This is a genomic window from Thalassotalea marina (assembly GCF_014656435.1).
GTDB lineage: Bacteria > Pseudomonadota > Gammaproteobacteria > Enterobacterales > Alteromonadaceae > Thalassotalea_C > Thalassotalea_C marina.
Map to the genome: position 1 here is coordinate 153,567 of NZ_BNCK01000010.1, position 21,987 is coordinate 175,553.

Sequence of the window (21,987 nt, forward strand, 5' to 3'; positions counted from 1 at the left end):
CATGTGTAATAATTCATTATGAGTTACATTTATGAGGGCGATGTTATGCATAATGAGGACAGCAAAATGCCGGAATTAAAAGATGAGCAACAACTTGAAGAAAATTCGATCGAGCAGCAATTACTAGATGCTCAAAAGGAAATTGAAGACTTAAAGAGCCAAATTATGTGGCTTGAGCGCTCATACGAATAACTTAATTTTGTAATGAACAAATAATAAAAAGCCGTACATTTTAACTAATGTACGGCTTTTTTACGGTATGACTTTTAAAAGCTACTTGAAAACTTGCATGTTGTCGATCAAACGAGCTTTACCACAATGTGCCGCCGCTAAAATGACCAGCTCATGATCATCTTCACTTGCTGGTTGTAGTGTTTTAGCGTGACAGATATGAATGTAGTCAGTCTTCAAGCCTTGTGCGTTTATGGCATCAGCTGCTCTTTTTGCTAGACCAATGAAGTCAGTACTAGTTTGAATTTGCTCCGCTAACCAACGAATATTTTGATTAAGTACTGGAGCTATTTCTAATTCTTGTTCCGTTAAGTAGCCATTTCTTGAGCTAAGCGCTAAACCACTAGCTTCGCGGATTGTTTCAACTGGCACAATCTCAACAGGCATTGACAGATCTTCTACCATGGTTTGAATCACTTGTACTTGTTGGTAATCTTTTAAACCAAAACAAGCAAGATCAGGTTGCACAAGATTAAATAGTTTACAGACTATGGTCGCAACACCTCTGAAATGACCCGGTCGACTTTCACCACAATACCCTTCAGATACTTGAGGTACCTCAACAAAGGTTTGTTTATCTAACCCTTTTGGATAAATTATGTCTGGTGTTGGAGTAAATAGCAAATCGGTACCTTCGGCCATTAGCTTTTGCTGATCGTCTGCCAAGGTACGAGGGTAACTATCAATGTCTTCGTTTACGCCAAACTGCATAGGATTGACAAAGATACTAGCGACAACTTTATCAGCGCGCTTCTTGGCTTCAGCAATTAAAGATATATGACCTGCATGTAAGTTGCCCATTGTTGGTACAAAACCTATTTTGAGGCCCTGCTGACGCCATTGGCTAATTTGCTCTCTTAATGCTTGGATATCACTGACGGTTTGCATGCTTTACCTTATTTAAATATATGTTCATCGCCCGGGAAGTTGCCCGCAGCCACTTCGTCGATATACAGTTCAATAGCTTTTTTAATATCGCCGGTATCAATCAAAAAGTTTCGTGAGAATTTCGGCATGTAGCTACATGAAATTCCAAGAGCATCATGCATGACCAATATTTGACCGTCTGTATCTTTACCAGCGCCGATGCCAATCGTTGGGATATTTATTGCCTCTGAAATGGCTTTGCCAAGTGATGCTGGAATACATTCTAGTACCAATAGTTGAGCGCCTGCCGCTTCAAGTGCTTTGGCATGCTCAATCATTTCTTGAGCTTTGTCCTGGTCACGACCTTGTACTTTAAAACCGCCAAAGACATTGACGGATTGTGGCGTTAAACCTAAATGTGCACATACTGGAATACCACGTTCCACTAAACCAGCAATGGTATCAGCTAACCATAAACCGCCTTCAATTTTGACCATGCTAGCACCTGCTTGCATTAGTTTTGCGGCATTGTCGAACGCTTGTTCTTTGGTGGCATAACTCATAAAAGGCATATCACTGATGATAAGGGTGTTTTCAACACCTCGTTTTACGCACTGTGTATGGTATGCCATATGTTCGATGCTAACAGGCAAGGTATCATCTTGTCCTTGTAGCACCATGCCTAATGAATCACCGATCAAAATGGCATGAATACCCGCTTGATCAAATAGTTTGGCGAAACTTGCATCGTAGGCGGTAATGGTGGCAATTTTCTCGCCTTGCTGTTTCATTTTTTGCAAGGTAGCGGTCGTGACTTTTCCCATAAGAAAGTTTCCAAATTGGTGTTTAATTCACGTAGTATTACGTTAAAAATTAGCTCTATTGTAGCGAAATTACGCTAACTCGCTATGAATTTTTAGTTCGTTAGTATTTATCGACTGTGCCAGTGTGGCAACGCTGCTACCACAGGGCAGGATAAGTGTAGGAGCGATCTCTGCTAGTGGAAGTAAGACAAATTCGCGTTCTTTCATACCGTAGTGAGGTACCACTAAACGTTCGGTATTGATGCTTTGCATATCAAATAACAATATATCGAGATCTAAGATACGTGCGCCCCAACGATCTCCTTTGCGAACTCGTCCAGCATTAAGCTCAATTTTTTGCAACTGATCTAATAGCTCTTCTGCTTCAAGTGTCGTTTCTAATTCGGCAACCGCGTTCATGTAGTCGGGTTGGTCTTGTGGCCCCATAGGTTTGCTGGCATACAATGAAGACACAGAGATGAGCTTAGTAAATTCAATATTTTTTAGGGTGTCGACAGCTAGTTGTACTTGTTTTGCTGGATCAGACAAATTACTGCCAATACCAATATAAGCTCTCGCCATGGTTCTACCCGTTTTGGTTACTATTGTTAATTCTTGGTTTTCTGCGCTTGCGCGGTGAACGCCTTGCTCCACCTTTAGGTCTCGCAGCCGTTTTAACCATTTGCTGTTGCGTTTCATATCCCTGATTTTGAAAGTCTGTCCACCAGGATGCTAACTCAACCAATGCTGGGCTATCTTTATTTTCGATTTGTGACCTTAACAACAAAAAGTCGTATCCAGCTCTAAATTTGGGATGTTCGAAGGTTTTGAATGCACGTTTCCCTTCTCGGCGAACTAATTTTTCTTGTAGGATCCAAATGTCTTTGATCACTGATTGGAAACGTTTAGGAATGGCAATACTTTGTTGCTGTTTTCCCATTATTTCACCATAAGCTGCAAAAAATGCATCTTGTGGTGTTAGGCTTGTTGAGTCATGAAATTCGCGAATTTTTTGCTGTAGTGGATACCATAAAAATACCGCAAACAAAAATGCAGGTGTGACACGTTTTTCATTGTTGATTCTGTCATCAGTGTTGCTAAGCGCTTGGTTGATAAACGCCTGCATGTGCGGATATTGACCTGCCTTTAGGTCGCTTTCTACTTGCGGGAAGAAATAGCCAAACAAGCCATATTCTCTTAATGCGTTAAAGTTTTCACTCGCTTTTCCAGATAAGAAAAGCTTTAAAAACTCTTCGAATAAACGAGCAGGAGGAATACTTTCCAACAAAGAAGCAAGAGGCTTAATTGGTGCTTCGGTATCTGGATGAATTAACATGTCTAATTTAGTAGCGAAGCGAATCGCTCTTAACATGCGCACAGGATCTTCGCGATAACGAGTTTCAGGATCGCCTATCAAACGCACTTGTCGTTGTTCTATATCTTCGATACCGTTGGCAAAGTCATATACTTTAAAGTCAGCAATCGAATAGTAAAGTGCGTTAATGGTAAAATCACGTCTTTCTGCATCTTCGTCAATTGAGCCGTAGATGTTATCTCGTAATAACATGCCTTGGTCATTTTGTTTTGATGTTTTGTTGCAGTTTTGCAACTTTTTAGGTGCTGAGTCGTGGTGACCTCTAAATGTTGCAACTTCAATAATATCTCGACCAAATACGATATGAGCTAAACGAAAGCGGCGGCCAATGAGGCGGCAATTGCGGAATAGGCTTTTAATTTGCTCAGGGGTTGCATTAGTTGCAATATCAAAATCTTTTGGTGTTAGACCTAATAAAATATCACGTACGCCACCACCAACAAGATATGCGTCGAAGCCTGCCTTGTTTAAGCGATACAGCACTTTAAGTGCATTAGCACTGATTAAGTTTCGCGAGACTGGGTGTTGGTCTCTGGGAATAATTTGTGGACCTTCTGGTTGCGTAACAGCTTGCTGGCCTTTGGGGGAAGTTGACATAGCAAAAACCTTTTTACACAAATTGATAACCTTTTTAATAGTACCTAACCTCAATACGAAAACTAACGGCGGGATCATATAACAGTGGCATACAAAAGAGAACGAAAAAAAAGCATTAAGCTAATAATTAAACGATCATGATCTCTTGTTGTTTGGGCACTTTGTTAATATCCCAGTGTGAAACCGCCCATGTTAGTAACTCTTCAAGTGAACTTAAAACTAGAGACTTTGGCGGCTGCTGACCGAGAAATTGCAGTGCACTAAACAGGGCTTTTTGTGGATTTTTTCTATCAACCGCTGGTGCCTTGTTTTGTTTGCTCAGTTTATAGCCTTGATCAGTTACTGCCAGTGGCACGTGGCCATATTGAGGTACTTGATAGCCTAATTGTTGAATGAAAGTGAGTTGGCGTACGGTAGGCTCCAGTAAATCGCAACCTCTTATGACATGTGTAATACCCTGTGCAATGTCATCTATTACTACAGCAAGTTGATAGGCAAATAACCCGTCTCGCCTAAGAACAATAAAATCCTCAGCTGCTAAATTTTTATCACCGCTGCTAGTACCTTGAATCAAGTCATTGAACTGATTTATTTTTAATAAATTTTTTACTCTCAGGGCACTGTTTATAAACGGTAAATTAAGGTCTCTGCAATGGCCTTGATAAATGCCCCCGAGCGCTTTAATTTGTGCTCGTGTACACTGACAGGTGTAGGCACTGTTTGATGCTAACAGTTGATTTAGCACATCTTGGTATTGTTTAGTTTGTTGGCTTTGATAAACAACGTCACCATCCCAATGTAAACCAAAGTCAAACAGTGTATCGAGAATAAGTTGACTTGCACCTTCCATTTCTCGAGGTGGATCTATGTCTTCAATACGAACTAGCCATTCGCCTGATTGGCTTTTGGCATCAAGATAACTGGCGAGCGCTGTGATCAACGAACCGAAATGTAATAAACCCGAAGGTGAAGGAGCAAAACGACCACGGTAGGATACAGGTGGTCGTTGTATTGCAATATCAATCATGCAAGTGGAGGATTAACCTGCCATTTGTCGTTCTTTGATCTCCGCTAACGTTTTGCACTCAATGCAAAGGTCAGCTGTTGGGCGAGCTTCTAAACGACGGATGCCAATCTCAATACCACATGATTTACAGAAACCAAACTCATCTTCTTCGATAAGTTGTAATGTTTTTTCAATCTTCTTGATCAGTTTTCTTTCGCGGTCACGAGTACGAAGCTCTAAGCTGAACTCTTCTTCTTGTGCTGCACGATCCACTGGATCTGGAAAGTTTGCCGCTTCATCTTTCATATGAGAAACGGTACGGTCAACCTCTTGACGAAGCTGATTGCGCCAAGCTTCTAGTATTTTCTTAAAATGCTCAAGTTGCTCAGCATTCATGTATTCTTCATTAGGTTTTTCTTTATATGGCTCTACACCAGCTAACGCTAAAATACCTAAAGCTTTATTGTTTGGCATGCTAATTCTCCTAATGCTAACTAGATCAAACAACAACAACGAGATGCTTATTTGATTGCATGTGCCAATTTTAATTAGACCTGAAATATCAGGACTATATTGTGTTGCGCAGGATGTTTTTCAAGAAAACTATCCAAATATTTTTAATTTGTATTAAATTACAATAACTTAAGTGAGGTGTTAGTGAAATTATTCACCTCGCCCATTAGCAAGCTAACTTTTTTAGCAAGTTTTACAACCTTTCGTCAATCTTTTGTTGGCAATTGTTTTGTATCAAAGTTCAATCATGATTGCTTAATTTGACGGGAATTTGATGTGAAATGGTGACATTTACTTGATTCGATTGTGCCTCAAACTTCCCTTTATAAGCATATATTTCAACGCCAGCTTGATGAGCTTTGTTTAGTAGTACTGCATATTCTGGATCAATATGAGCCGCTGCTGAAACTTCATTGATGCCTGAATGCAAAACTGCAAATAAAAGTATTGCACGTTTTCCCGAATTTACTATTTCGGTTAACTCTCTGAGGTGTTTTTGGCCTCTTAAGGTTTTGGCATCAGGAAAAAAGCCATGTCCATCTTCCAGCAAGGTGACACTTTTTACTTCTATGTATGTGTCTGTTCCGTTGTTATCTGTTAAATAAAAGTCAGCTTTGCTGTTTTCTTCGCCATATTTTACCTCGCGTTTCAAGTTACTGTGGTTAGCTACGCTAGAAATGACGTTTTTGATCAGAGCTTCTTCAATAAGTTGGTTAGCTCTGATGGTATTGACACATATATAGTGTTTGTTTTTCGTCTTGGTTATTTCCCAGCTACACGGGTATTTACGCTTTTTATTGTCTGATGTGCTAAATAACACTGTGTCTCCAGGTACTGCACAGCCTGTCATTGCACCTGTATTAGCACAATGAATGGTTGTCACTGTTCCGTCGTCTAAAGTAATGTCAGCGAGAAATCTTTTATAACGCTTAATCAAACTAGCAGATTGTACTTCTAATTCCATAGGGTAATTCTTATCGCGAAATTGGCCGTGCCATAGTACCAAGTAACAAAAAAAATTTCTTTCGCTGATGAAGAACATGCTTTGACAACGTATTTATAAACTTGGGAAAAAAATTTATTGATCGCATAGAATAAGGGCACCATTTCCCAAGAAAAGAAGAATCATAGTGACAAATTCTGTTAACGTTATTTTGACTCATGAAAGTTTAGCCAACGACTGGCAGCAATCTCAGAAAATTCAGTTAGTCGATGGACAGGTATATTTATATTTACCCGCAGATACGCCATTTATGAGCCGTGCTGTACAAAGCGCTGCTCGCACTATTCAATCTATGGGAGTTCAGCATGCTGTGCTAACCGGCGATGCATGGTCTGAAGTATTACAATGGTCTTTTGCTTTAGGTTTTACCACAATAAAGTCGCTTGAAAGTGTTAGTTTTACTGGTGACGAGGCTTGTGTTGAGCGATTAAACAATAAACTACAAGTATTCGCCTGGGCGCGTTCATTGACTAACCAAGATGCTGGTACACAGTCACCTCAGGTATTAGCGCAAACGGTAATTGACTATTTAACTTCTGTAGCTCCGTCACATATCACTGCTCGTATTATTCAAGGTGAAGAGTTAGCAGAGCAAGGCTGGATGGGCGTCTACAATGTGGGTAAGGGGAGCGATAGAGCACCTTGCTTAGTAGAAATTGATTATAACCCAAGCCAAAAAGATGATGCAGACGTGTTTGCTTGTCTTGTAGGTAAAGGCATTACTTTTGATACAGGTGGTTACAGCATAAAACCTAGTGAAGGCATGTTTGACATGAAGTCAGATATGGGAGGCGCTTCAACAGTTTCTGGAGCCTTGGCTCTTGCCATTAAACAGGGCCTCAATAAGCGAGTAAAGCTGATCCTCTGTAATGCTGAAAATATGATAAGTGGTCATGCTTACCGTGTTAGTGACATTATTCACTATAAAAATGGCATAAGCTGCGAAGTGGCAAACACTGATGCAGAAGGCAGACTTGTTTTAGCGGATGGCTTATTACTTGCGGGTGAATCAAACCCTGAAATGATCATCGATGCCGCCACCTTAACTGGTGCCGCTGTATTGGCGACGGGTGGTGATTACACGGCAATGTTCTCATTAGATGATAATGCGGCGGAGCAAGCAAAAAATGCGGCAACAATGGTCAATGAACCTTTATGGCAGTTGCCATTAGAGCCTTGGCATCAAGACAAATGTCCCTCTGCATTTGCCGATACTGCGAATAGTAGAACGGTAAAAGGTGGTGGAGCAGGTGGTGCAAGTAACGCAGCAGGTTTCTTATCACGTTTTGTGCCTGAGCAAGGCAAAGGCTGGCTACATTTTGATTTAGCTGCAGCTTATAACGGTTCAAGTAATAGTTTGTGGGCTGCAGGTGCTACTGGCACGGGTATTGCGACAATTGCACAATTGTTATTGAAATAAATAAAGTTAAACATGAGCAATCTCGGGCGAGAAACTTAAATTATTAAGCTCGTTTTGGAGATTGCTCATTAACAAAATTAACCAACCAACGTTTGGCGCTGACGATATCACTAAAAACATGAAAGGTTAACTTACAAGATTGATATACTCTACGTAGTTGCATTTGCTGAATATCTGCCGAAGTGCTATTGATAATAACGCTGGCGTTGGCGATCATGCCTCTTTCCATTCTGTATTTCGTCACCTCAATTAAAGCCTGTTCAATATCGGGCGTAAACACTGTTTTACCATAAAAGGTGATGAGTAACCCCCAAGGCTCTCCGTTAAATTCATCGCAGGCTTTATACATTTGGGCAACATATTGTTGAGAAGTTTCTTCACTAAATGGCCCATGGGCATCAACAACCAAAATATTGCCTTCACGTTCAATTTGATAATCACCTTGCTGCGCTAATTTCATGTCTGCTCTCTGCTGCTAACTGGGACAATATTGATAGCAATTTCGTTTGCTTTTGCCAAGTAAGCAGATTTTTTGTGACATGCAAATATTTATTGTCAATTGAAACAAGTGGTTATAACTTGCATATTGGCCAGCTTACTAATGGGTGATATTGCACACCAGCTTCTGTTGATTCTGAATGGTACAGACTAAAGGAACTGACATTAATTAATTGTGCAGGCAAATTGAATTGCGGCAGTGTTTTGACCTTACGAAAGATTGTTATATGGGGTAAATAGTGACGAGTTTCTTGTTTAATATCGTGAGCTATGGCAAGTTGACGTAACGCTTTTGCTAATGACTTTAGCTCATCTGGAAAGTGATCAAAGCCTAAGTAGAGTACTTGTGGTTTTTTAAAGTGCGCTAACTTCGTTATTTTTAATACAAATTCTGTGGCTATTTTAGGTTTATTGATTTGACTTAGATGGTTTATCAGTGCTTTTTCAATATTGCTAGTCACCTGCCCTAAAAAAGCCAACGTAATATGAAAATTCTCAGGTTGCACTGGTTTGGCTGTTATAGGGTGTTTATCTCGCCACAGGGCGATAGCCTGTTTGTCGTCAGTTTTAAGATCAAGAGCAAAAAATAATCGTTTCATATCGTTTGGTTGTTAGTGATTAAAAAAGAAACGTATTCATTATAATAATCCAGTTAAGATTATGTTTTTAGATTTGTCATTACGGTACCATAAGGCAGTTTAATAATCTCAATACGATAATCTACTATATCGAGCAACTGCCAGTGTCTTCACCTGAACAATTTCTACCAATAGATTCCCTTAAAAAAGAATTTTTAGCAGCGATAAAGTCGCATGCTACTTTGCTGGTCAGTGCACAGCCAGGAGCTGGCAAGTCCACGCGATTACCACTGTGGTTATTGGAAAAAGGTACAGGATTGTCAGGCAAAGTATATTTGCTACAGCCGCGCAGAGTTGCGGTTAAAAATATTGCGCAATACCTAGCTGAACAGTTAGGAGAGGGGGTTGGGCAACGTGTCGGTTATCGAATCAGAAATGAAGCAAAAGTAAGTAGTCACACTCAACTTGAAGTAGTTACAGAAGGAGTGTTGGTTAGAATGATGCAAGAAGACCCTGAATTGCTAGGGACTTCTATAGTTATCTTGGATGAATTTCACGAACGGTCACTGCAAACTGATTTGGCCTATGCCTTGGCACGAGATATCCAACAAGGATTACGTGATGACTTAACCTTAGTTATCATGTCTGCCACTTTATCAATTTCACAGCTACAGCAGGCTATTCCTGACGCCTACTACTTATTCAGTGAAGGACGCAGTTTTCCGGTAGAAGTGAGTTATTCACCAGCAAATAATATGAATCGCTGGCGAGATCACGCGCTGCAGGTAATAAAGCAGCAAATAAATGAAACTGATTCTTCAATCTTGGTATTTTTACCCAGCAGCAATGATATTCGATTTTTACATCAAGCCCTTGAACAGCAAGCAATTGACGTATTTAGTTTGTTTGGCTACTTGTCTATTGATCAACAAATGGCTGCGATAAAAGCACCTGAAGTTGGACAACGTAAACTGGTATTAGCAACAAATATTGCTGAAACTAGTTTGACTATTGATGGCATTAATTTAGTCATTGATTCGGGACTAGAAAATATTGCTGTTTATGATGAAGGTATCTTGGCCAATAAACTAGTGCAACGTCAAATCAGTAAGTCATCAGCTATACAGCGAGCGGGAAGGGCAGGAAGAACTGCACCAGGCACATGCATCCGTTTATACAGTGAAGCGCTTTTTGAACGAGCGACTCAGCACAACGGCTTGGCGATAGAGCAATCAGATGTTGTACCAATTGTACTTGAAGCCGCCAGGTGGGGTGTGAGTTCATTAAGTGAAATGCCATTTATTGATTTACCAAAAGAAATGATAGAGCAACAGGCTTGGCAAACACTCCATGAATTAAAGATGGTTGATGACAACCAACGTTTGACTGTTCAAGGTGAACGCGGCGCTACAATACCTTGCCATCCTCGCTTTGCCCATATGATTTTAGCGGCAGAACAATTAGAACAAAGCCAGCAAGTAGAAGGCCTTGTTGAGCTCGCTTGTGTTGTCACTTCATTATTGGAGGCTAAAGATATATTTTCTGTCGAGCAAGCACGTGATAACAGCGATTTAGTCATGCGTCTTCACGTGTTGCTTAAAAATTGGCACCAAGGCCGATATCAACAAATCACCAAACAAGCTGAAAAGCTGGCAGGCATGTTTGATCGCCAGATAAAAATTACTCAAATTCGAGTTGAACACACCGGTGTTTTACTTGCTTTTGCATATCCAGAGCGAGTTGCTAAAAAGCGTAAAAATCAAGCCGAATATTTAACGGCGAGTGGTAAAGGACTGAGTATTTCAAATGACGATCCTATACTAGATCACGAATGGCTTGTTGCTGCACACGTCAGCAAACAACGCACAATACTTAAAGCAAGGTTAGTTGCTACAGTGGAGCTTGAACAGCTGATTGATTGGCAGGTAGTAACTTTAGAAGAAAAGTTATTAGTTAATTATGATGAGATAAAACAAGCTATTACCAGTAAGGCAATAACAAGTCTTGGCGCTATTGTTGTTTCCGACAAACCAATCAAAATCGCTTTAAACGATGCACAACTTAGCGAAATGTGGCTAACAACTATTCGTCAACAAGGGATACATTGGCTCAACTGGCAAGAGAAAGACAAACAGCTATTGGCACGTTGGCGTTGGCTTAACCGCTGGCAAAATCAATTGGACTTTCCTGATGTTTGTGAAGAAAAGCTTTTAGCTTCGTTGGAACAATGGCTGGCACCATTTTTACTGGGTGCAACGTCGAAAAAGACGCTAGATAGTATTGATTTAAGCCAAGCCTTGTTAACACTGCTCAGTTATGCGCAACAACAACAATTAGATCAAGCTGCACCGGTAAGTTATCGTGGTGCTACAGGCAGAAAGTGTCCTATTAACTATTCTGATGAACAGCATCCTATTGTTTCTTTGCCCGTTCATGAGTTATACGGCTGTTCCGTAGGGCCTAGTGTCGGGGAGCAACAAGCTCCGATATTGTTAACCTTAGAAATGTTGTCACCGGCGCAGCGCCCAGTACAAGTGACTAAAGACTTGGCTGGTTTTTGGTGTGGAAGTTATGCCCAAGTGCAAAAAGATATGAAGTCTAGGTATCCCAAGCACTACTGGCCAGACGATCCAGCAAACTCGCCACCTAGAAAACCTCGGTAATATGTTTGTAAATTAGCGTGCAGGCGTTATTTGAACTTAACTCTAGTGAACCCTCTAGTTAAATCAAACCCTTACAATAAGTTAGCCACAGTCTATTTAGAAGCAGGTAAATTGCCTGCTTCTTGCCGTTTACATTAATGTTAGCTTAGTCGTTGGCCAATAAACAGATCGCTTTATTTGCAAACATCTTATCAAGATCATAAGAATGAATAGCATCAAAAGGAATAAAGATATCAGGTTGTACCGAAAGCATATTATTTTTGTTACTTGGACGACTGTACAAAACGACTGGTGCGTAAGCGTCCAATCCCGTCGCTTTTAGTTTGATATCAGTGACAAGACCAGTTGTACCAGAACGACCAGCAGTTGGTGTACCAATAATAGAACCAATACCATGATCTTGTACTGCAATCGCAAAGTGAATTGCTGACGAATAGGTCATACTTCCGACTAGAATATAAACGTTACCTTTAAACTTTAGTGGGTTGGTCAAATCTGGTTCTGTCATCTCAATATCGCCAGAAACTCTCATTCCAATAACATCGTCTGCACTTGCAATCTCTTTGGTAACTCTCGCTTTATATGCTGAACTATAACGATAAGGAGTATGAGCTATGTAAGGCATAATTCCCTTTTGCCACATACTGTTGCCACCACCACCATTGTCGCTAATGTCAATGACCAAGTCGCTAACGTTTTGTTTTTTGAAATATTCAAAAGCCGTTTCTGTCATAGCAAGAAACTCTTTGAAAAACTTTTTATTCATGGTCTCAACACGAATATACCCAGTTGAATCATTTAATAATTTGTAGCTATACAAACTGTCGAATGATCGCTGTGACAGCTTCTTATCCATAAGAGTGTCACTTCCTTGGATATTTACCGTGTGACGAATGTCGTTTTCTAGATATTCAATTTCATAGTTGGGAGCGGCATCGAAGTTTGACCAATACTCCTCTGAAAACCAACGTGATATTAGTTCTCTTTGTTGCTCCACATTGTCTCCCGATCTGCGCAACAACATTTCTTTGATGATTTCTTTTGATGTTTTGCCATTGATGGAAAGTATTTCAATACCACTTGGCAAAAATGAGGAGCCATGAAAATCTTTTCTAAGAAATAATCGATTATTCAGATCCAAATATACATGCAGCGGGAAAACTCGCTTCCCTTGTGATAATTCCTTTTCTATGAGCGACTTCCGTCTCGGAATTGCAATTCCAGCGTGCCCGTCGTGTAACACTGGGTTGATTAGAGAAAACAATCGCCATGCTTCCTTCACGGTCATCGGTTTAGTCAACTGACTTTTAATTTTCTTAACCGTGTTATTTAACTCAATGGCGTCAAGATTATGATGTGGCGCGGGATGTAAAGAATAGTAACCTTCTACCAGTGCGTATAAGTCAGCATGTAAATCTGCGACTGATACAACTTTATCCATATCAATTAACTCTGAGTCAGCCGATACTTTAAGACTAGGCAACATGAGCAGTGCACAAAAGCCGGCGACCATTATTCTAAAAAACATACTTTTTTACTTTCCATTTTAATTTAGACAATGGTTAAGACGAAGTACCTTGATTAATAGTTTGTTTTTTAGAAAATTTTTTTAGTATTAATTTGTGATAAACAAATAATTAATTTCCCAGCCATATGAAAAGCAATACAGCTAGTTTACAATAACCCTTTAATTTTAATTCATTCATCTATATTTTATGACTTTGCTCTTTACCTATTTGGCCATAGCAATTGGAGTTTCATTTTTATGTTCTGTGCTTGAAGCGGTACTACTATCAGTAACGCCAAGTTTTGTAGAAAAAACTCAAGCAGAAAAACCAATTGGCGGTAAAGTACTTCGCCAAGTAAAAGAAAATATTGATAAATCTATTTCAAGTATTCTTATCTTGAACACATTTGCTCACACTATGGGGGCTGCTGGTGTTGGTGCACAAGCCATTCGAGTGTTTGGTGAAGAAAAAGAAACCCTGATTGCGTTCTTGTTAACACTGGCCATTTTATATTTTTCAGAAATCATCCCTAAAACTATTGGCGCAAAATTTTGGCGTAATTTGGCGATACCATCTGCATACATCATTAACTTTTTAGTTAAAATCGTTTATCCGTTAGTGTGGTTTTCATCACTGCTGACTCGCATGTTTAGTAAAGATAAGCTTGATGTAGTATCACGTGATGAGATCAGAGCGTTTGCTGCACTTGGCCACAAGGGCGGTTCACTTTTTAGGCAAGAAAATCAGTTGGTTGAAAATATTTTGACCTTAAGAGATGTCAAAGCAGAAGACATTCTTACACCACGCAGTGTTGTGCACGCGCTAGACGAAACTATGACGGTTTCTGAGGCTTTGTCTGCCCCTCAAACCGCTAACTTTACCAGAATACCTGTATTTGCTGGCTCTATCGACAGCATTGTTGGGGTTATTATCAAAGGTCAGCTCTATGAGTTGGAACGACAAGGTAAGGGTGATGTGCAGCTCAGTGAGGTGAAACAAGCTATTCACAGTATTTCAGAAAGTTTGCCGGTTTTGCCGTTGCTTGATGTATTTATCAAACGACAAGAACACATATTTTTAGTGGAAGATCACTTTGGACAAACCGCAGGTATTGTCACCTTAGAAGACGCCATAGAAACTTTCTTAGGACGTGAAATCATGGATGAAAGTGACCAAGTTGAAGATATGCAAATGTTGGCTAAAGCAAAGTTTAGGCAACGATTGAAATCTACCAACAATAAAATATCAGCAGATTACGACGAGTAAAGGCTAGCTGTGGTAGTTTCTAAAGGCAAATCTACAAATAACAAAAATCCAGTAGCCCCGCAAAAAAGCAAATTACGTCGATTTGTTTGGTTTATGTTTAAACTAAGCTTGTTGGGGCTATTAGTTATTGCATTTTATACCCTCTATTTGGATGCAAGAGTTGTTGAAAAATTTGAGGGTCAACGCTGGAAAATCCCAGTACAAGTCTACGGCAAAGTCCATCGCTTCTATCCAAATAGCCCAATTAATTTAAGCCACTTGAAACGTGAATTGACCTTAATGGGTTATAAACGTGTGACTAAAGTGAGCAACCCTGGGCAGTTTGCATTATCAAAATCACGTATCATTATTTTTCGTCGAGCTTTCGATTTTGGCTCTGGAGTAGAATACCCAGAAAAAATAATGATCGACGTTAATCAGGGACAAGAACAACAGTTTGTTAGCAAGTTGTATATTGATGAGCAACCAACAGACGCGGTTGAATTGGAGCCGTACCTGATCGATCGGATTGTTCCAGAGAGTAAAGAAGATAGAGTATTAGTACCACTGCAATCGGTACCTGAAAAATTACTTGATACTTTATTGGTTGTAGAAGATAGAGATTTTTATTTTCACCATGGCGTCTCGCCTCTTGGTATAGCTCGTGCGCTTTATAGCAATATCAAAGCGGGCCGCACTGTTCAAGGTGGCAGTACTTTAACGCAACAACTCGTTAAAAATATGTACTTAACACGAGATAAAACCATCTGGCGTAAAGTGAATGAAGCCATCATGGCATTGCTGCTTGAGTATCGCTATAGCAAAGACCAGCTACTAGAAGCCTATATTAACGAAGTGTACCTAGGCCAACATTATGCCAATGGTATTTATGGTTTTGGGTTAGCGGCTGAGTTTTACTTTGGTAAAAACATTGCGCAGTTAAGTAACGAACAAATGGCTACCCTTGTTGGTGTCATTAAAGGTCCTAGTTATTACGATCCTTGGCGTTACGAAGAGCGAGTTAAACGTCGTCGTGATCTGGTACTTAAGCTAATGTTTGATCACGAATACATTTCAAAAGATGAATACTTAACGGCGGTAAACTCTTCGTTGTCGGTGCGATCATCAAGAAAATTACGCACAAAAAGTCAAAAATTTCCACACTACCTACAGTTAGTTAAAAAAGAGCTGAGCGAATTACTGTCGCCACAAGATCAACATTCAGGCATTCGAGTTTTTACCGAATTTTCTCTATACACTCAAACTACAATGGAAAATGTTGCCGAGACTTCATTAGAAAAGCTTGCAGGCACGGCGGAACATGATCTTGAAACGGCTATGGTGGTCAGTGAAAAAAATACTGGTGCGATAGTTGGTGTGATTGGGGGAAAACAAAAAGGTTATGCAGGTTTCAACCGAGCGGTTAATGCATCTAGACCTATTGGTTCACTCATTAAACCGGCAATATTTGTGTCTGCGTTAGAGCGCTACCAAACTTATCAGTTAGCAACCATGTTAGATGATAAAGCGATAACCTTTAAGGCCGATAACGGTGATGTTTGGCAACCAAAAAACTATGATGGTAAGTTTTCTGGTAAAGCATCGTTACAAGATAGCCTTGTTAAATCTCTTAATATCCCAACGGTTAATTTGGGCATGGCGCTTGGGCTTGAAAATGTCGCTCAGGTTATGCATTTATTGGGCTATCAACACGATATCACGCTAAGACCTTCCATGTTATTAGGTGCGATTAATATGTCGCCTGTTGAAGTGAACCAGTTTTACTTACCTATGGTGAATAATGGCTATGGCGTTTATGGTCATACAGTGAATAAAATTATTTCTGCTCAGGGCGAAACGGTTTATGAACATATGCCTGAAAATGTACAGTACTTCTCTGAGCAGGCGAGTTATTTACTTGATTATGCCTTAACAAAAGTTGCAAAAGAAGGTACGGCAAAGTCACTAACTTGGCGTTTAAAAGGCAAAACCGTCGCTGGTAAAACCGGTACAACTAATGATCAAAGAGATAGTTGGTATGTCGGGTACGATGATCAATATCTAGTAACAACCTGGATTGGCTACGATGATAACCAACCGACAAAACTAACGGGAAGCTCAGGTGCATTGGTGTTGTATGCCGACTTTATGAATTCGTTAGGTGCTGTCAGTAAGTTGTCAACACCACCAGACGGCGTTGATGAGATTGCCTTTGAAGCAAAAACCGGTTATCCAATGGCAGTTGATTGTGAAGGTAATGTGATGTTACCTGCAGTTAATCGAGGGTTAGCAATGCAATACTCTTGCTCTGAGCCGCAACCAGCGAAAAAGAAAAAATCTTGGTTAGAACGAATATTTGGCTCTGATTAGCCAAAATTACTGAGCTTTATCTGTGTTTATGCAGTTTTTCAATACAAAGGATCCAACAAAATAACGAACTTTTGTTCGTCATTTCGATAATTAGATTATCGTCAGCTATATTTGTACAAAATATCATCGTAATAAGTGAATAATTTGTTATTCAAAACCAGTGTTTTTTTTATTTGAAACAATTTGACATCTTTTTCACTTTTACTCCGTTTTTAAAGGGATAAATCCTTGTAAAAAACAGGGCTTTTCTTTATGATCGGAAAAATTTTTTATCGCTAAGTTTATTTGTTTAAAAAAGAATCAATGCTTTGGCTATCATTAGGTAAGCAAGAAGAATTCAATCTTTAAACTACATAAACCAAAATTTGGAGATGTTGAATGAGCAATGCGCCTGTGAATAACGGCCGTCGACGCTTTTTAACTGCTGCTACTTCGGTAGTGGGTGGTGTCGGTGCGGTCGGTGTGGCTGTGCCTTTCATTGGCTCCTGGAACCCAAGTGAGCGAGCGAAAGCCGCTGGGGCGCCGGTTGAAGTCAATGTTAGCAAAATTGAACCTGGTCAGTTAATCCGTGCTGAATGGCGTGGTAAACCTGTCTATGTTATACGTCGTACTGACGCGATTATTGAAGAGTTAGCTGGCCATGAAGATCAACTTCGTGACCCTGAGTCTCAAGAGCCTCAGCAACCTGACTATGCGACAAATCGTCATCGCTCAATTAAGCCAGAGTTTATGGTGGCGTTAGGTGTTTGTACTCACTTAGGTTGTGCTCCAACATACCATAAAGGCGATTTTGAAGAGAAAGTTGAAGGTACAAAGAACGGTTTCTTCTGTCCATGTCACGGTTCAAAGTTTGATATGGCTGGTCGTGTATTCCAAGGTGTTCCAGCGCCTTTGAACTTGGTCGTTCCTGAGCATTCATTCCCAACTGCAGACACCTTATTGATCGGTGTTGGTCAAGGAGAAGCGTAATGGAAAACTTTATGGCGTGGATCGAAAAACGTTTGCCATTCATGGATGCCATGAACAAGCATGCGATTCAATATCCTGCACCGAAAAACTTCAACTTTTGGTACGTTTTCGGTATTTTGGCAACAGTAGTACTTGTTAACCAAATCTTGACCGGTATCTGGTTAACGATGAACTATGAACCATCAGGTGATGGTGCATTTGCTTCAATTGAATACATCATGCGTGACGTTGACTACGGTTGGTTGCTACGTTACATGCATTCAACAGGTGCTTCAGCATTCTTCGTTGTTGTTTATCTTCACATGTTCCGTGGTTTAATCTACGGCTCATATCAAAAGCCACGTGAATTACTGTGGATCTTCGGTATGCTAATTTACTTAGTATTAATGGCTGAAGCTTTCATGGGTTACCTACTACCTTGGGGTAACATGTCATACTGGGGGGCACAGGTAATCATCGGATTATTTGGTGCGATTCCTGTTGTTGGTGAAGAACTTACTATTTGGATCAAAGGTGACTACGTTATCTCTGGTGCTACGTTGAACAGATTCTTCGCACTTCACGTAATTGCTTTACCATTAGTATTGTGTGTTCTTGTATTTTTACACATCATTGCACTTCACGAAGTTGGTTCAAATAACCCAGACGGTACTGACATTAAAAAGCCAAAAGGCAGTGTACCTCCTGAAGAGCAAAGCAAATTTACTTTCCACAAACAATACACTAAGAAATACGATATTGTAGACGCGATTCCTTTCCACCCATACTACACGGTGAAAGATTTAGTCGCAGTTGTGATCTTCTTAATTGGTTTTAGCTGGGTAATGTTCTTTGCTCCAGAAGGTGGTGGTTACTTCATTGAAGCGCCAAACTTCGAACCTGCAAATGGTTTGAAAACACCTGAACACATCGCACCAGTTTGGTACTTCGGACCGTTTTATACTATCCTGCGTGTTGTTCCTGATAAGTTAATGGGCGCGCTATTAATGTTTGCCGCTATCGGTATGTTATTTGCGTTACCATGGTTTGATCGCGGTACAGTTCGTTCAATTCGTTATCGTAGTAAGTTACACCTACTTAACATTACACAATTTGCTATCTGTTTTGTCATTTTGGGTATTTTAGGTACTAAACCTGCAACTGACTTGAATAACCTTATTGGTGTTATTGCTACCTTTGGTTATTTCGGATTCTTCGTCGCCTTGTGGTTCTACAGTAAAGGTGAGAAAACTAAGCCAGTTCCAGAGAGGGTAACAGGATAATGAGAAAGTTAATCGTAACGATTTTAGCATGTGTGCCTTTTCTAGCGTTTGCTGCTGGGCCTACGATGCCGCTTGATAAAGCGAATAATGATTTAAGTGATAAAGAATCTTTAAAAAGAGGCTTTGAAGCTTACTTACAAAACTGTTTAGGTTGTCATTCATTACAGTACCAACGTTACAATCGTACGTTTCGTGATTTAGGTATTAGTGACGAAGAAGGCAAAGAAAAGTACATGCCTACGGGTAAAAATGTTGGTGACCACATCCAAAACGCAATGCCGAAAAAAGATGCGGCAGCGTGGTTTGGTACTGCGCCACCAGATTTAACGTTAATTGCTCGTTTGAAAAGCCCTGACTACATTTACACTTATATGCGTTCTTTCTACCAAGATCCAGAACGTCCATTTGGTGTAAACAACAAGGTGTTTAAAGACGTTGGTATGCCTCACGTGTTACAAGGCTTACAAGGTTTACAAACGATTGACGAGCATGGTGAATTAACGCCAGCTACTGGTGGTCAAATGTCACCAGAAGAATACGACGAGTATATTCGCGACCTAACTAACTTTTTAGAGTATGTAGGCGAGCCGAATAAACTTGAGCGTGAGCAAATGGGTTACTATGTGATTGGTTTCTTACTAATCTTATTAGTGTTCTCATACTTGCTTAAGAAAGAATACTGGAGAGACGTACACTAATTGTACAAATCTCGGTAATAGAATCTATTGGGGGCTAAGGCCCCCTTTGTTAGTTATTATAAATTACTTTTGGAGGCAAAATGGCCGTAGCTGCAAACAAACGCTCTGTCATGAATCTTTATTCTCATGCTGATGATATGTACAGCCATCAAACTCGCATCGTATTAGCAGAGAAAGGCGTTGGTGTAGATATTCACTTAGTTGATATGGCGAATTTGCCAGAAGATTTATTGGACCTAAACCCTTACGGTACGGTTCCAACATTAATTGACCGTGAATTAGCTCTATATGAAGCGTCAATTATCATTGAATACCTAGATGAGAGATTTCCGCATCCACCGTTAATGCCAGTTTATCCTGTATCTCGTGGTCGCAGTCGTTTAATGATGCACCGCATTGAGCAAGACTGGTACAGTTTAGCAAAAACGATTATGAGTGGTTCAGCGGAAGAAGCTGAAAAAGCACGTAAAGAATTAACTGAAAGCTTATTAAGCGTAGCACCAATCTTAAATGAAGCACCTTACTTTATGAGTGAAGAGTTTAGTTTAGTCGATTGTTACTTGGCACCACTATTATGGCGTTTACCTGTATTAGGCATTGAACTAACAGGTAACGGTGCTAAGGAAATGAAATCATACATGCTGAAATTGTTTGAGCGTGATTCTTTCCAAGCATCTTTAACTGAAGCCGAGCGTGAATTACGCTTTGGTGCCTCTGTATAATGCCGACAGAGATGACGTCTACCAAGCCCTACATCGTTAGGGCTTTTTACGACTGGATATGTGATAACGGCTTAACGCCATACATCGCTGTAGATGTTAGTGTTTATGGTGTAATGGTTCCATTGGCTTTTGTTAATGATGGGCAGATTGTTTTAAATATTGCACCAGAGGCAGTAGGCTCTATTGCTTTAGAAGGTAGTGAAATTCAATTTACTGCTCGATTTGGTGGTAAGTTAGAACACTTAGTTGTGCCATATGGCGCCATATCGGCGATTTACGCCAAAGAAAATGGTGCAGGTACATCATTGGCCATTGAACACCCACCTGAGCAGGAGCAGGCACCGCAGCCATTAACTTCGGTTGATAGTAATAACGGTGATGATGATGAACCTAACCCGCCTAGGCCAAAAGGCAGGGCGAGTTTAAAAGTTGTGAAATAAAAAAATCCACCTTCTGGTGGATTTTTTATACGTTGAATTAAGCAACTTTATTGGATGATTTCAAACATCTTGAAAACTCGATTTACACCACCAACATGGCGTGCAATTTCTATCGCTTGAGCTGCTTCTGGGGCAGTGATTAATCCCATCAAAAAGACTTCGCCATTTTCCGTGACTACTTTAATGTTGGTTGCATCAAGATTATCGCTGGCAAATAAAGCTGTTTTTACCTTAGAGGTTAACCAAACATCATTTGAACGTGTCGTCAGTGATGTGGTGTTACTAACGCGAATTTGGTCGTGGATAAACTCTACGCCATCTACTTGATTTAGCGTTTTAATTGCTAAGTCTTTTAAATAAGTATTTGGCGCTTGCCCTACAATTAACACTTTAGCGTTTACGCTAACTACTTGTAAATTGGCATTTTTAGTTAATCCTTCTGCCTCGGCAAGTCTCGCGTGTGCAGTAAACTCAATGGTATGGTCATCAATTTGCTTACCTAAGCTGCGATTATCATTGGCAACAGTGGCACCACCAACAACGCCAACAACAGCAGCAGCTACGCAACCCTGTAGTAGGGCGACACTGGCAGCAACCAGCAAAAATTTCGCAGATTTCTTATGCATGCTTAACTCTCGGTTTGCGGGAACAAGGTTGAATCTATAATGTCACACAAACAGTGAATAACAACAAGGTGAACTTCTTGAATTCGAGCTGTGCGTGCCGAAGGTACGCGAATTTCAACATCGTTTTCACCCAGCAAACCTGCAATATCACCACCATCTTTACCGGTTAACGCAATGATAGGCATATCACGTGCAACGGCAGCTTCGATGGCTTTAATCACGTTGCTAGAATTACCACTTGTTGAAATCGCTAATAAAACGTCTCCGGCATTACCCAGTGCTCTTACTTGCTTAGAAAACACTTCGTCATAATGGTAATCATTGGCGATCGAGGTTAGTGTTGACGTATCTGTCGTTAATGCAATGGCAGGTAAACTAGGACGTTCAGTTTCGTAACGGTTTAATAATTCGGCTGAAAAATGCTGAGCATCACCAGCTGATCCACCATTACCACAAGATAGTATTTTGTTGCCGTTTAATAATGCTTGCACCATGATCAAAGACGCTTGCTCAATAGGGCTTGCTAATGCTTCGCTTGCCGCGATTTTGGTTTGAATGCTTTCGGTGAAATTGCTTTTAATGCGTTCTAACAT

22 protein-coding genes are annotated in these 21,987 nt (G+C 40.3%); 10 read left to right on the forward strand and 12 right to left on the reverse strand.

The annotated features are described in order from the left end of the window. Nucleotides 1–66: 66 nt before the first annotated feature. Nucleotides 67–192: a hypothetical protein gene (locus IE199_RS22125; protein ID WP_268245336.1), complete on the forward strand. Its 126-nt coding sequence runs from the start codon at nt 67–69 to the stop codon at nt 190–192. A gap of 81 nt (nt 193–273) precedes the next feature. Here IE199_RS22125 and panC read toward each other — a convergent pair whose 3' ends face one another. The 7 genes from panC to sfsA form a co-directional block, all read right to left on the reverse strand. Further along, a complete protein-coding gene (gene panC / locus IE199_RS19110; protein WP_189773880.1) occupies nt 274–1,119 on the reverse strand; it encodes a pantoate--beta-alanine ligase in 846 nt (281 codons plus the stop codon). Between the two features lie 8 nt (nt 1,120–1,127). Further along, a complete protein-coding gene (panB, locus tag IE199_RS19115; protein WP_189773882.1) occupies nt 1,128–1,922 on the reverse strand; it encodes a 3-methyl-2-oxobutanoate hydroxymethyltransferase in 795 nt (264 codons plus the stop codon). Between the two features lie 69 nt (nt 1,923–1,991). After that, a complete protein-coding gene (gene folK, locus IE199_RS19120) occupies nt 1,992–2,483 on the reverse strand; it encodes a 2-amino-4-hydroxy-6-hydroxymethyldihydropteridine diphosphokinase (protein WP_189773884.1) in 492 nt (163 codons plus the stop codon). A 4-nt stretch (nt 2,484–2,487) separates the two neighbouring features. Beyond that, nucleotides 2,488–3,873: a polynucleotide adenylyltransferase PcnB gene (gene pcnB, locus IE199_RS19125; RefSeq protein ID WP_189773886.1), complete on the reverse strand. Its 1,386-nt coding sequence runs from the start codon at nt 3,871–3,873 to the stop codon at nt 2,488–2,490. A 127-nt stretch (nt 3,874–4,000) separates the two neighbouring features. Then, nucleotides 4,001–4,900, reverse strand: a complete 900-nt coding sequence (gene gluQRS, locus IE199_RS19130; RefSeq protein ID WP_189773888.1) for a tRNA glutamyl-Q(34) synthetase GluQRS — start codon at nt 4,898–4,900, stop codon at nt 4,001–4,003. A gap of 12 nt (nt 4,901–4,912) precedes the next feature. After that, nucleotides 4,913–5,353, reverse strand: a complete 441-nt coding sequence (dksA, locus tag IE199_RS19135) for an RNA polymerase-binding protein DksA (RefSeq protein WP_189773890.1) — start codon at nt 5,351–5,353, stop codon at nt 4,913–4,915. Nucleotides 5,354–5,633: 280 nt separating this feature from the next. Then, nucleotides 5,634–6,356, reverse strand: coding sequence for a DNA/RNA nuclease SfsA (gene sfsA / locus IE199_RS19140; protein WP_189773891.1), 723 nt, complete (start codon nt 6,354–6,356; stop codon nt 5,634–5,636). Between the two features lie 166 nt (nt 6,357–6,522). Here sfsA and pepB point away from each other — a divergent pair, with 166 nt between their 5' ends. Then, nucleotides 6,523–7,815, forward strand: coding sequence for an aminopeptidase PepB (gene pepB / locus IE199_RS19145; RefSeq protein ID WP_189773893.1), 1,293 nt, complete (start codon nt 6,523–6,525; stop codon nt 7,813–7,815). 43 nt (nt 7,816–7,858) lie between these two features. On the opposite strand, the gene IE199_RS19150 is transcribed toward pepB, so the two are convergent. Both IE199_RS19150 and thpR read right to left on the reverse strand, forming a co-directional pair. Then, nucleotides 7,859–8,275: a hypothetical protein gene (locus tag IE199_RS19150; RefSeq protein WP_189773894.1), complete on the reverse strand. Its 417-nt coding sequence runs from the start codon at nt 8,273–8,275 to the stop codon at nt 7,859–7,861. Between the two features lie 112 nt (nt 8,276–8,387). Beyond that, a complete protein-coding gene (thpR, locus tag IE199_RS19155; RefSeq protein ID WP_189773896.1) occupies nt 8,388–8,912 on the reverse strand; it encodes an RNA 2',3'-cyclic phosphodiesterase in 525 nt (174 codons plus the stop codon). 143 nt (nt 8,913–9,055) lie between these two features. Here thpR and hrpB point away from each other — a divergent pair, with 143 nt between their 5' ends. Beyond that, nucleotides 9,056–11,554 (forward strand): ATP-dependent helicase HrpB, encoded by a 2,499-nt coding sequence (gene hrpB / locus IE199_RS19160; protein ID WP_189773898.1) that lies wholly within the window; start codon nt 9,056–9,058, stop codon nt 11,552–11,554. A gap of 145 nt (nt 11,555–11,699) precedes the next feature. Here hrpB and IE199_RS19165 read toward each other — a convergent pair whose 3' ends face one another. Further along, nucleotides 11,700–13,082 carry a S41 family peptidase gene (locus IE199_RS19165; protein WP_189773901.1) on the reverse strand — a complete coding sequence of 461 codons (1,383 nt, stop codon included), beginning with the start codon at nt 13,080–13,082 and terminating at the stop codon, nt 11,700–11,702. A gap of 187 nt (nt 13,083–13,269) precedes the next feature. Between IE199_RS19165 and IE199_RS19170 the strand changes: the two genes are divergently transcribed. From IE199_RS19170 to IE199_RS19200, 7 genes are all read left to right on the forward strand, one after another. Continuing rightward, nucleotides 13,270–14,328 (forward strand): CNNM domain-containing protein, encoded by a 1,059-nt coding sequence (locus tag IE199_RS19170; RefSeq protein ID WP_189773909.1) that lies wholly within the window; start codon nt 13,270–13,272, stop codon nt 14,326–14,328. 9 nt (nt 14,329–14,337) lie between these two features. Continuing rightward, nucleotides 14,338–16,677: a penicillin-binding protein 1B gene (gene mrcB, locus IE199_RS19175; RefSeq protein WP_189773911.1), complete on the forward strand. Its 2,340-nt coding sequence runs from the start codon at nt 14,338–14,340 to the stop codon at nt 16,675–16,677. 378 nt (nt 16,678–17,055) lie between these two features. Beyond that, the gene (gene petA / locus IE199_RS19180) at nt 17,056–17,646 is read left to right on the forward strand and encodes a ubiquinol-cytochrome c reductase iron-sulfur subunit (RefSeq protein ID WP_189773913.1); all 591 of its coding nucleotides are present in this window, start codon (nt 17,056–17,058) and stop codon (nt 17,644–17,646) included. Next, nucleotides 17,646–18,908 (forward strand): cytochrome b, encoded by a 1,263-nt coding sequence (locus tag IE199_RS19185; protein ID WP_189773915.1) that lies wholly within the window; start codon nt 17,646–17,648, stop codon nt 18,906–18,908. The genes petA and IE199_RS19185 overlap by 1 nt, the downstream gene beginning before the upstream one ends. Continuing rightward, a complete protein-coding gene (locus IE199_RS19190; RefSeq protein WP_189773917.1) occupies nt 18,908–19,606 on the forward strand; it encodes a cytochrome c1 in 699 nt (232 codons plus the stop codon). Before IE199_RS19185 ends, IE199_RS19190 begins: the two co-directional genes overlap by 1 nt. Nucleotides 19,607–19,686: 80 nt before the next feature. Then, nucleotides 19,687–20,328 carry a stringent starvation protein SspA gene (gene sspA / locus IE199_RS19195; RefSeq protein ID WP_189773919.1) on the forward strand — a complete coding sequence of 214 codons (642 nt, stop codon included), beginning with the start codon at nt 19,687–19,689 and terminating at the stop codon, nt 20,326–20,328. After that, the gene (locus tag IE199_RS19200; RefSeq protein ID WP_229854845.1) at nt 20,328–20,768 is read left to right on the forward strand and encodes a ClpXP protease specificity-enhancing factor; all 441 of its coding nucleotides are present in this window, start codon (nt 20,328–20,330) and stop codon (nt 20,766–20,768) included. Before sspA ends, IE199_RS19200 begins: the two co-directional genes overlap by 1 nt. A 47-nt stretch (nt 20,769–20,815) precedes the next feature. Here IE199_RS19200 and dolP read toward each other — a convergent pair whose 3' ends face one another. After that, nucleotides 20,816–21,394, reverse strand: a complete 579-nt coding sequence (gene dolP / locus IE199_RS19205) for a division/outer membrane stress-associated lipid-binding lipoprotein (protein ID WP_189773921.1) — start codon at nt 21,392–21,394, stop codon at nt 20,816–20,818. Between the two features lie 2 nt (nt 21,395–21,396). Further along, complete coding sequence (locus IE199_RS19210; protein ID WP_189773924.1) at nt 21,397–21,987, reverse strand: phosphoheptose isomerase; 591 nt, start codon at nt 21,985–21,987, stop codon at nt 21,397–21,399.